Below are 12,096 nucleotides of genomic sequence, written 5' to 3'. Positions count from 1 at the left end.
CCCGGGGCCGCCATGACCTCGTCCCCCTGGATCCTCGTCGCCGCCGGGGTGCTCGTGATGGTGGTCCTGCTGGTGGTGGCGCTCGGTTCGGTGCGGGGCCGCAGCACGTTCCCGTCGGCCGGACCGGCCGATCCGGTGATGTCGCTGCCCGGCATGCCGCTGACGCCCACGGCGGTCAGCGCCACCGGCCCCTCGCCGGTCGCCGCCACCGCGCCGGTGCCGGGCCTGTCACCCCGGTCCACGATGCTGCCCGCACGGCCGACGCCCGCCGCGCCGCCGCCGAGCCCGCGGGGCGTGGCCCGGCCGGTGCTGCCCCCGCCGCCTCCGCCCTCGCCGCCCGCGCCCTCCTCGGCGGTGGCCGGCCGGTACAGCGTGATGAGCTCCTTCGACGGCGGTTTCATCTCTGAGGTGCTGCTCGTCAACACCGCGCGTACGCCGCACGGCTGGACGGTGCGGGCGGTCTTCCCCGGTGGCCGGCTGGTCACCGCCTGGGTCGAGGGCGCCGAGCAGGGCGTCTTCGGCTTCGCCGACGGCGTGTTCACCTACCGCAGCGGATTTGACCTGGCCCCCGGGCAGTCGTTGCCGGTGCGCTTCCACATCGAGCGTGCCGGCACGCGGCCGGCGAGCTGCACCGTTGACGGCACGCCCTGCGCCGAGCGGTAGGTCCGGCACCCCGGGGCGGGGCCGGCATATGCGCCTCCCTTGCAAGGTAACTGCTTTGTTGCGGCATGGTTTGCAAGGTATTGCAGAATGTTTCGGCAAGGGCTAGCGTGCGGGCGAATCAGCGACCAGAGAAAGGCCGTCGATGAAACCCCCGCCGATATCCCCCAAGGCGCTGCTCGCCCTGGTCACCTCCCTCGTGCTCACTCTCGTCGGCGTCCCGGTGGCCCTCCACCAGCTCGGCGCCGACGCCGCCGGACCGGCCGCCACCCCCGACGTCCTGGCCGCCGGCAACGCTCCCCAGTGGAACCGCGAGCCGTCCCCTGACGCACTCCTCAAGGCCGCCACCAACACGGCGAAGGCCGAGCAGTTCTACTTCGTCCTGCCCGACCGCTTCGCCAACGGCGACAGGCGCAACGACACCGGCGGCCTGACCGGCGGCCGGCTCACCACCGGCCTCGACCCGGCCGACAAGGGCTTCTACCACGGCGGCGACCTCAAGGGCCTGATCGACCGGATGGACTACATCCAGGGTCTCGGCACCACCGCCATCTGGCTCGCCCCGATCTTCAAGAACCGGCCGGTGCAGGGCACCGGCGCGGACGTCTCGGCCGGCTACCACGGCTACTGGATCACCGACTTCACCCAGGTCGACCCGCACTTCGGCACCAACGCCGAGTTGAAGAAGCTGGTCGACCTGGCCCACCGGCGGGGCATCAAGGTCTACCTGGACATCATCGTCAACCACACCGCCGACGTGATCCGGTACGCCGAGGACAAGTACGGTTACGTGGACAAGAAGACCGCCCCCTACCGCGACGCGCAGGGGCGCCCCTTCGAGGACCGCAACTACGCCGACGGTACGCGCAGGTTCCCGGCGGTGAACGACAAGTCGTTCCCGTACACCCCGGTGTTCGCCACCCCGGCCGACGCGAAGGTCAAGGTGCCGGCGTGGCTCAACGACCCGACCATGTACCACAACCGCGGTGACTCCACCTTCGCCGGGGAGAACAGCGAGTACGGCGACTTCTTCGGCCTTGACGACCTGTGGACCGAGCGTCCCGAGGTGGTTCGCGGCATGACCGACATCTACGCCCAGTGGATCGGCAAGGTCGGCGTGGACGGTTTCCGCCTCGACACCGTCAAGCACACCAACCTCGACTTCTGGCCGCAGTTCGCCGGCGGAATCGACGCCGCCGCGAAGAAGGCCGGCAAGAAGGACTTCTTCATGTTCGGCGAGGTCTACAGCGCCGAGCAGGAGATCCAGTCGACGTACGTACGGCAGGGCGGGCTGCCCGCCACGCTCGACTTCTCCTTCCAGGAGGCGGCACGCGGGTACGCCGCCGCCGACGGCTCGGCCAGGACGCTCGCCGACGTCTACGCCAAGGACGACCTGTACTCGGCGCGGGACACGAACGCCAACCGGCTCACCACGTTCCTGGGCAACCACGACATGGGCCGGATCGGCTCGTTCGTCGCCGCCGCCGGCGGTGACGACGCCACCCAGTTGAGCCGCAGCCGGCTCGCCCACCAGCTCATGTTCCTCACCCGCGGCCAGCCGGTCGTCTACTCCGGTGACGAGCAGGGCTTCACCGGGCCGGGCGGCGACAAGGACGCCCGGCAGGACATGTTCGCCTCGCGGACCGCCGACTACCTCGACGACGACCTGATCGGCACCACCCGCACCCACGCCGCCGACCAGTACGACACCCGCCACCCGCTCTACCGGACGATCGCCGAGCTGGGCGAGCTGCGGGCGGCGCACCCGGCGCTGCGCGACGGCGTGCAGGTGACCCGGTACGCGGCTGACGGACCGGGCGTCTTCGCGTTCTCCCGCGTGCTGCCCGCCGACCGGATCGAGTACGTGGCGGCGGTGAACAACGCCGCGACACCGCAGACTGTCACAGTGGACACCTGGTCGGCCGGCGCCCGCTTCACCGGCGTGTACGGCGGCGCCGCGGGCGCGACGGCCGGCACGGACGGCAAGCTGAGCGTCACCGTGCCGGCCATGTCGGCGCTGGTGCTCAAGGCCGACCGGGCGATCCCGCAGGCCGGGGCCCCGAAGATCACGATTACCGAGCCGGGCGGCGACCCGGTCCCCGGCAAGGTCGCCGTCACCGCCCAGGTCACCGGCGACCCGCTCGCCTCGGTCACGTTCGCCGCCCGGGTCGCGGGCGGGAAGTGGACGCTGCTCGGCAGCGCGCACCGCGCGCCGTACACCGTGCACCACGACCTGACCGGCCTGCCCGGCGGCACCCGGGTGGAGTACAAGGCGGTGGTCCGCGACGGCAAGGGCCGCACCGCCACCGCCCGCGCCACCGGCACGGTCGGCACCCCGGCGCAGGGCGCGTCGCGGGACTGGGCGATCGTGCACTACCAGCGCCCGGCCGGCGGGTACGACGACTGGCGGCTCTACGCCTGGGGCGACATCGACCCGGCGTACGTGACGCAGTGGCCCGCCGGGCAGCCGTTCGCCGGTGAGGACTCCTACGGCCGGTTCGCCTGGGTAAAGCTCAAGCCCGGCGCGAAGTCGGTCGGTTTCCTCGTGATCGACGGCGACGGCAACAAGGACGTGGCGAACGACCGCACCATCGACGTGACTGCCACCGGCGAGGTCTGGGTCAAGCAGGGCGACCCGGCGGTCTACCCGACGAGGCAGGCCGCCACCGGCGAACCGGACCCGCCCGTCGCCCAGGACACCGCGCTGATCCACTGGCGCAAGGCCGACGGGAAGTACGACGGCTGGGGCCTGCACCTGTGGGACGGCGCGGCGAACCCGACCGACTGGGCCGCCCCGCTCAAGCCGGAGAAGATCGACGCGTACGGCGCGGTGTTCCGGGTGCCCCTCGCCGCCGGGGCGACCGGGCTGAGCTACATCATTCATTCCGGCGACGAGAAGGACCAGCCCGAGGACCAGCGGCTCGACTTCGCCTCCGCCGGACGCGAGGTGTGGCTGCTCGCCGGCGTGAAGGGGCGGCTGCTGCCGACCACCACGTCCGGCGCCGCCAAGGATCTCGACCTGACCAAGCAGAAGGCGCAGTGGATCGACAGGTCCACAGTCGCCTGGGCCACCGGGCCGACCGACGGCAGGCGGTACGCGCTCGCCGTCGCCCCGGCCGGTGGGATCGGCCTCGCCGACGGCGAGCTGACCGGCACGTACACCACGATCCCGCTGCGGGCGCAGCGCAACGGGTTGACCGAGGCGCAACGGCAGGCGTACCCCCATCTCTGGGCCTATCGCGCCTTCTCGCTGGACCGCGCCGACCTGGGCAAGGTGCCGGCGGCGCTGCGCGGCCAGATCGTGGTCACCGAGCGGGACGCCGAGGGCGCGCTGCTCGCCGCCACCGGCGTGCAGATCCCCGGCGTGCTCGACGACGTCTACGCGGCGGCGACCGGCGCGAAGCTCGGCCCGACGTTCGCCGGACGGGTGCCCACGCTGGCGGTGTGGGCGCCGACCGCGCGCACGGTGTCGCTGGAACTGTTCGACTCGCCCACGGCGCAGCCGGCCACCGTGGCGATGCGCCGCGACGACCGCACCGGCGTCTGGTCGGTGCGCGGCACGAAGGCGTGGAACGGCCGCTACTACCGCTACCGGGTGCAGGCGTGGCAGCCGGCCACGCAGAAGATGGTCACCGCGTCGGTGACCGACCCGTACTCCGTGGCGCTGGCGCCGGACTCCACACACAGCCAGATCGTCGACCTGACCGACCCGGCGCTCGCGCCGGCCGGCTGGGCCGACCTGCGCAAACCGGCCGCGCCGCCAGCGGCGAAGGTGCAGATCTCCGAGCTGTCGGTGCGGGACTTCTCCATCGCCGACACCACCGTCCCGGCCGACCGGCGGGGCACCTACCTGGCGTTCACCGACCCGGACACCGCCGGCATGAAGCACCTGCGCAAGCTCGGCGACGCCGGGGTCAACCACCTGCACCTGCTGCCGGCCTTCGACTTCGCCACCATCCCGGAGAAGCGGGCCGACCAGGCCCGGCCGGACTGCGACCTGGCCGCGCTGCCGCCGGACTCCGACAAGCAGCAGAAGTGCGTCGCGGCGGTCGCCGGCACCGACGGCTACAACTGGGGGTACGACCCGCTGCACTACACGGTGCCCGAGGGCGGGTACGCCACCGACCCGAACGGCGCGAAGCGCACCACCGAGTTCCGCCAGATGGTCGCCGGAGTGAACAAGGCCGGCCTGCGGGTGGTCATGGACGTGGTCTACAACCACACCTCGGCCGCCGGCGCCGACCCGAAGTCGGTGCTCGACCAGGTGGTGCCGGGCTACTACCACCGGTTGCTGGAGGACGGGACCGTCGCCAACTCCACCTGCTGCGCCAACACCGCCCCCGAGCACGCCATGATGGGCAAGCTCGTGGTGGACTCGCTGGTCACCTGGGCCAAGGCGTACAAGGTCGACGGTTTCCGGTTCGACCTGATGGGCCACCACCCGAAGGCGAACATCCTGGCCGTACGGGCCGCGCTGGACAAGCTCACGCTCGCCCGCGACGGCGTGGACGGGCGGAGGATCCTGCTCTACGGCGAGGGCTGGAACTTCGGCGAGGTCGCCGACGACGCCCGGTTCACCCAGGCCACCCAGGCCAACATGGCCGGCACCGGCATCGGCACGTTCAACGACCGGCTCCGCGACGCGGTGCGCGGTGGCGGCCCGTTCGACGCCAACCCGCGGGCGCAGGGCTTCGCCTCCGGTCTCTACACCGACCCGAACGGTGACGAGGTGAACGGCTCGGCCGCCGAGCAGCGGGCCCGGCTGCTGCACCAGCACGACCTGATCAAGGTGGGGCTGACCGGTAACCTGCGCGGCTACCGGTTCACCGACTCCACCGGCAAGCGGGTCACCGGCGCGCAGGTCGACTACAACGGCGCTCCGGCCGGGTACACCGCCGCGCCGGGCGAGGCGGTCACCTACGTCGACGCCCACGACAACGAGATCCTGTACGACGCGCTGGCGTACAAGCTGCCGCAGGGGACCTCGGCGCAGGACCGGGCCCGGATGCAGGTGCTCGCGCTGTCGACCACCGCGCTCGGGCAGGGCGCCGGGTTCGTCACCACCGGCTCGGAGCGGTTGCGCTCGAAGTCGCTGGACCGCAACTCGTACAACTCCGGTGACTGGTTCAACCAGATCCGGTGGGACTGCGCCCAGGGCAACGGGTTCGGCGCCGGCCTGCCACCGGAGGCCGACAACAAGGACAAGTGGTCGTACGCGAAGCCGCTGCTGGCCGATCCGTCGCTGGTGCCGGACTGCGCGGCGATCGACCTGGCCGACGCCCGGTACGCGGAGTTGCTGCGCATCCGCCGGTCCTCGCCGGTGTTCGGCCTCGACACCGCCGAGCAGGTGCAGAAGCGGGTGGCGTTCCCGCTGTCCGGCACGAAGGAGACGCCGGGCGTGCTCACCATGACGCTCGACGCGCGCGGACTGAACGGGAAGTGGAAGTCGGTGACAGTCGTCTTCAACGCCACCCCGGAGACGGCGAAGCAGACAGTCACCGGGCTGCGTGGGGCGAACGTGGCGCTGCACCCGGTGCTGCGGAACTCGGCCGACCCGGCGCTGCGTACCGCGTCGTTCGACAGGGGCGCCGGCACGTTCACGGTGCCCGCGCGCAGCGTCGCGGTGTTCGTCCAGAGCTGACCGTACGGCCGACCGGCCCCCCGCCACGTCACAGTGGCGGGGGGCCGGTCGCATACCCCGGACCGTCAGGTCAGTTGAAGCAGTCCTCGACGGTGTTGGCGCAGTTGGTGGGGTCGTTGTTGCTGATGAGGGACTTGTCGTCGAGCTTGACGCGTCCTTCGTTGTTGAGGACGCCGCCGGCTACCCGGTGGAGCTTGCTGGAGTCGGTGGCGGTGTTCTTGGTGACGAGGGTCTTGGTCAGGGTGATCTTCGCCTTGTTGTTGAAGATGCCGCCGCCGTTGAGGGCGGTGTTGCCCTTGATGTCGGTGTCGCGGATGGTGAGGGTGGCGTTGTCGTCCTTGTCGTACGGGCGGGCGAGGAAGCCGTCTTCGATCTTGATGAGCCACTCGCCGTTGTAGATGCCGCCACCGAACCGGTTGGCCGTGTTGTCGACGATCTTGCTGTCGGAGATCGTGGCGCTGGCGTGCTCCTTGTTGTTCGGGAAGCCCCAGTGCTTGCCACCGGTGACCACCACGCCGCCGCCGTTGCCGTCCGCGTGGTTCTTGGCGACGTGCACCTTGTCCAGGTCCAGGTCGGTGCTCTCGGCGTAGACGCCGCCGCCGTTCTCGCAGGCGGTGTTACCAGTGATGGCGGTGAAGGACACGGTGACGGTGCCGCCGCTGCTGAACAGGCCGCCGCCGTTCTTGCCGGCGTGGTTGTCCGACAGGCTCGACTCGACGCCGTCCTTGCCGTGGTCGGAACCGAAAATCTCGACGATGCCGGCCTCGTTGTGCTTGGCCTTCGGGTCGTAACCCTTCGGCGCGGCGGAGGCCCCCGGACCGTGCTCACCGGACAGGCCGCTGCCGTTGGCGACGCCGCCGCCGTTGCCGCCCGCGGTGTTGTCGTCGACGTGGGTGGTCTCGACCTTGAGGATGCCCTCGTTGTAGATGCCGCCGCCGTCGCCCTGGGCGTGGTTGTCGACGACCTTGCTGTCCTTCAGCCAGGTGCGGCCGTAGTTGGCCAGGGCGCCGCCGTCGCCTTCGGCGTTGTTGTCGGCGAGCTTGACGTTGTCCAGGTAGGCGCTGCCGCCGCGCTCGACGAGCAGCGCGCCGCCGTCACCCTCGACCCGCTTGTCGTCGTCCTTGCCGCCGTTCATGCCGTCGGCGACCGGCGTGACAGTGGCGGCCGTGGTCGCCGCGGCCGGAGCCGCGACAGCCGGGGCGGCGGCCGGGGCCGCTACCGCCGGGGCGGCGGCCGGCGGCTGGTCGCCGCCGGGGTACTTGAACTCGTTGGCGTTGCCGCCCTTGATGGTGAGGTCCTTGAGGGTGAGGTCGCCGCCGTCGGCGACGCGGAAGATGCGGAAGGTGTCTTCGGCGTCGCGCTTGATGGTGGAGCCGTTGCCCTTGATGGTGACGTCCTGCTTGATCTCGGGCAGGGCGGAGCCGACCTTGCGGTCCTTGACGCCGAGTTCGTAGGTGCAGTTCTCGGCGAGCTTGATGGTGCCGCCGTGGTCGCGGTTGGCCAGTTCGAGGGCGTCGATCAGGGCTTCGTCCTTGCAGGGGACCTCGCGGGTCTTGCCGTGGTCGTCCTTGCCGTCCTTGCCGCCCTTGTCCGGGCCCCATTCGCCCTTGTCCGGGCCCCACTCGCCACGGTCGCGGCCCTCCTGGCCACGGTCCTTGCCGTCCTTGCCGTGATCGTCCTTGCCGTAGTCGTCGCGGCCGTACTCGTCCTTGCCGCCCTTGTCGCCGTGGTCGTCGTCGCTGAGCTGCTGCGTGGTCGACCACTTCACGTCGGCGAGCCGGTGCGGGCCGGTGGCCCCGGTGGTCGCGTAGGCCACGCCGGCGAGGCTGACCGCTCCGGTCAGGCCCACGACGCCGGTGGCGAGCCACATCCGGCGACGCCGGAGCGGGGAGATGGTCTTGCTGGTGGCGCCATTGTTATTGCGAAGGTAGTTGGACATCGGAGCTCTCTGCCCTCTCCTTGTACCTGACAAGGTCGCTTCGCCCTGGCGAGGCGGCCTTCGCTACAAATCGGTTGTAGCTGCTGAAGACGACCGTATGAGAACCATCTTCGCCTCGTGGCCATATACGAAAAAAACCCGCATAAGGGTGCGGGTGGGATGGGTGGGCGCAGGGTGGTCCGGACGCCCCGGCGGGGGACACCACGGCCAGCCGGTCGGCTGCCGGGGTGGGAGCCCTCCTCACGCCGTACACGACGCGAGGAGGGCTCTCCGGTTATGTGGTGGTGCGGTTCAGTTGAAGCAGTCCTCGACGGTGTTGGCGCAGTTGGTGGGGTCGTTGTTGCTGATGAGGGACTTGTCGTCGAGCTTGACGCGTCCTTCGTTGTTGAGGACGCCGCCGGCTACCCGGTGGAGCTTGCTGGAGTCGGTGGCGGTGTTCTTGGTGACGAGGGTCTTGGTCAGGGTGATCTTCGCCTTGTTGTTGAAGATGCCGCCGCCGTTGAGGGCGGTGTTGCCCTTGATGTCGGTGTCGCGGATGGTGAGGGTGGCGTTGTCGTCCTTGTCGTACGGGCGGGCGAGGAAGCCGTCTTCGATCTTGATGAGCCACTCGCCGTTGTAGATGCCGCCACCGAACCGGCCGGCCGTGTTGTCCACGATGGCGCTCTCGGAGATCGTGGCGCTCGCCTCGCCGTCGGCCTTCTCGGCCCCGGTGGGCGTCCAGTCCCGCCCGCCGGTCGTCACCACGCCGCCGCCGTTGCCGTCGGCGTGGTTCCCGGCCACGAGGACCCGCTCCAGGAGCAGATCGGTGCTCTCGGCGTACACGCCGCCACCGTTGTCGCAGGCCGTGTTGCCCGTGATCGCGGTGAACGAGACGCTGACCCAGCCGCCGCTGCTGAACAGGCCGCCACCGTTGTGACCGGCCCGGTTGCGGCTCAACGTGCTGGACGCGGCGTCCTTGCCCTCGTGCCCACCGATGATCTCGACGGTGCCCGCGTGCTGCCGGCCGTGTCCGCCCTTGCCGGCCTTCGCGGCCGACGCCAGGTCGACCGGCCCGTCGTGGTGCGCGCCGCCGCCATTGGCGATACCGCCGCCGTTGCCGCCCGCGGTGTTGTCGTCGACGTGGGTGGTCTCGACCTTGAGGATGCCCTCGTTGTAGATGCCGCCGCCGTCGCCCTGGGCGTGGTTGTCGACGACCTTGCTGTCCATGAGCCAGGTGCGGCCGTAGTTGGCCAGGGCGCCGCCGTCGCCTTCGGCGCTGTTGCCGACGAGCTTGACGGCGTGCAGGTGAGCACTGCCGCCGCGCTCGACCAGGAGCGCGCCGCCGTCACCCTCGACCCGCTTGGCGTCCAGCTCGGCCGGGTCGGCCGCCTTCGGCGCGGACGGTCCCGGGTACTTGAACTCGTTGGCGTTGCCGCCCTTGATGGTGAGGTCCTTGAGGGTGAGGTCGCCGCCGTCGGTGACGCGGAAGATGCGGAAGGTGTCTTCGGCGTCGCGCTTGATGGTGGAGCCGTTGCCCTTGATGGTGACGTCCTGCTTGATCTCGGGCAGGGCGGAGCCGACCTTGCGGTCCTTGACGCCGAGTTCGTAGGTGCAGTTCTCGGCGAGCTTGATGGTGCCGCCGTGGTCGCGGTTGGCCAGTTCGAGGGCGTCGATCAGGGCTTCGTCCTTGCAGGGGACCTCGCGGGTCTTGCCGTGGTCGTCCTTGCCGTCCTTGCCGCCCTTGTCCGGGCCCCACTCGCCACGGTCGCGGCCCTCCTGGCCACGGTCCTCGCCGTCCTTGCCGTACCCGTCGTCGCCCTTGCCGCCCTCGGCGCGGGAGCCGTCGCCGGCGCTCTGCGGCGCCGCGGCGTGGTTGTCCGCCACCGGCTCGGTGCCGGACTTGTCGTCGCGGGCGGCGAGACCGCCGAGCGCCGCCAGCCCGACGACGCCGGTCAGCCCGGCCACGCCGGTGGCGACCCAGAGCGCCCGCCGCCTGCTCGTCCGCGGCGGAGGCGCCATCGGAGCGCCGCCGTCCGGTGTCGTTACGTCGTTCGACATGAGAGCCCTTTCGGTTCTTCCCAAACGGGTCGCACCGCCCCAGGACGGGCGACCAGCTACAAACCGGTTGTAGCCTCTGATCGACACCGTATGAGAAGGGTCCTCGCGAAGAGGACGTATCCGAGAAAAGCCCGCATTCCTCCCACTAATGGCGGTCGGTGAGCAACCACGTGTGCGGGACCGCAACGGCCCAGACGGCGGCGGGCCCCGTCACCGGACCATGGAGGCGCGGTGACGGGGCCCGACGAAGATCGCGGCCGCGGGATCAGCCGGGCAGGCGGGGGCCCGCCTCACGCTGCTCGGCCAGCCAGTTCTCCACCTCGGCGGAGGCGCGCGGCAGGCCGGCCGACAGGTTCACCGGGCCGTCGGCGGTCACCAGAATGTCGTCCTCGATCCGCACGCCGATGCCCCGCAGTTCCTCCGGGACCAGCTCGTCCTCCGGCTGGAAGTAGAGGCCCGGCTCGACGGTGAGCACGTACCCCTCGCCGAGCGGCCCCTCGCGGTAGTTCTCCTTGCGCGCGTTGGCGCAGTCGTGCACGTCGATGCCGAGCATGTGGCTGGTGCCGTGCAGCGTCCACCGCCGGTAGACGGTGGAGGCCGGGTCCATCGCCTCGTCCACGCTCACCGGCAGCAGCCCGAGATCCTTCAGCGCCTCCGCGAGGACCCGCATCGAGGCCAGGTGCACGTCCCGGAACGCCACGCCGGGACGGCACATCTCGATGCCGGCCTGCTGCGCGGCGTACACCGCGTCGTACACCTGACGCTGCAACGGCGTGAACCGGCCGTCGACCGGGAACACCCGGGTGACGTCGGCGGTGTAGAGGTTGCGGTTCTCCACGCCCATGTCCATCAGCAGCAGGTCACCGGGACGGGTGGCGCCGTGGTTGTGCACCCAGTGCAGGATCGTGGCGTGCTCGCCGGCCCCGACGATCGAGCCGTAGCCGACGTCGTTGCCGTCGTGCCGGGCGCGCAGCGCGAAGACGCCCTCCAGCAGACGCTCGGAGACCCCCCGGTCGGCCGGCAGCGCCCGCGCCACGTCCTCGAAGCCACGCACCGTGGCGTCGCACGCCTCCTGGAGCTGCGCGATCTCCCACTCGTCCTTGACCAGCTTCAGCTCGGCGATCGCGATCGCCAGCTCCCGGTCGCGGCCGGGCTGCCCCTCGGCGCGCGCGCCGTCGTACCGGCGCACCGCCGCGTCCACCCGGGCGTCGAAACCGCGAAGCACCCGGGTACGCCCCGGCGCCAGCTCGGCCAGCGCCGCGTCCAGCTCGCTCAGGTCGGCCGTCGGCAGGCCCAGCTCGGTGGACTTCTCCCGCAGCGTCGGCCGGCGGCCCACCCACAGCTCGCCGTGGCGGCTGCGGAAGAACTCGTCGGTCGCCCGGGACGACCGGGGCCGCATGAACAGGGTGGACTCGCCGCCCGGCCGCAGCACGAGGACGCTGTCCGGCTCCAGGTCGCCGGTCAGGTACGCGAAGTCGCTGCCCGGCCGGAACCGGTGGTCGGTGTCGTTGGCGCGTACCTTCTCGTTGCCGGTGGGGATGACGAGCGTCTCGCCCGGGAAGGCCTCGGCCAGCGCGGCCCGCCGCTTGGCGTGGTTGGGCACCTCCGGACGCGGGGTGACCGGCAGCTCGGTGTCCCGCCAGCCCTGGCGCATGAACGACAGGAACGCCTCCGGGAAATCCGGGTCGTGCGACTCCGTGCCGTCCGCCGGTTTGCCCTGCCGGGTCCGCTCCTCGGCCATGATCCGCCCTCCCTGAGCCTCATCGCTGGTCCCGACGGTACCGCGCGCACGACAGCGGTAGGTGCCTGCGGTGCCGCG

At 71.1% G+C, this 12,096-nt stretch carries 5 protein-coding genes; 2 read left to right on the top strand and 3 right to left on the bottom strand.

The features are described 5' to 3' along the window. The first annotated feature begins 12 nt into the window (after positions 1 to 12). Both ACGFIA_RS07885 and pulA read left to right on the top strand, forming a co-directional pair. Positions 13 to 663, top strand: a complete 651-nt coding sequence (locus ACGFIA_RS07885; RefSeq protein WP_393259148.1) for a cellulose binding domain-containing protein — start codon at positions 13 to 15, stop codon at positions 661 to 663. A gap of 142 nt (positions 664 to 805) precedes the next feature. After that, positions 806 to 6,301, top strand: coding sequence for a pullulanase-type alpha-1,6-glucosidase (gene pulA / locus ACGFIA_RS07880; protein WP_393259146.1), 5,496 nt, complete (start codon positions 806 to 808; stop codon positions 6,299 to 6,301). A 70-nt stretch (positions 6,302 to 6,371) separates the two neighbouring features. Here pulA and ACGFIA_RS07875 read toward each other — a convergent pair whose 3' ends face one another. The 3 genes from ACGFIA_RS07875 to ACGFIA_RS07865 form a co-directional block, all read right to left on the bottom strand. Continuing rightward, positions 6,372 to 8,240, bottom strand: a complete 1,869-nt coding sequence (locus ACGFIA_RS07875) for a hypothetical protein (protein WP_393259144.1) — start codon at positions 8,238 to 8,240, stop codon at positions 6,372 to 6,374. 291 nt (positions 8,241 to 8,531) lie between these two features. Next, the gene (locus tag ACGFIA_RS07870) at positions 8,532 to 10,277 is read right to left on the bottom strand and encodes a hypothetical protein (RefSeq protein ID WP_393259142.1); all 1,746 of its coding nucleotides are present in this window, start codon (positions 10,275 to 10,277) and stop codon (positions 8,532 to 8,534) included. 265 nt (positions 10,278 to 10,542) lie between these two features. Next, positions 10,543 to 12,018 (bottom strand): aminopeptidase P family protein, encoded by a 1,476-nt coding sequence (locus ACGFIA_RS07865; protein ID WP_357476988.1) that lies wholly within the window; start codon positions 12,016 to 12,018, stop codon positions 10,543 to 10,545. Positions 12,019 to 12,096: the final 78 nt, after the last annotated feature.

It is taken from the genome of Micromonospora sp. NPDC049203 (genome assembly GCF_043197215.1).
In the GTDB taxonomy this organism is placed as follows: Bacteria; Actinomycetota; Actinomycetes; order Mycobacteriales; family Micromonosporaceae; genus Micromonospora.
This window is presented reverse-complemented; position numbering and strand designations above follow the sequence as displayed.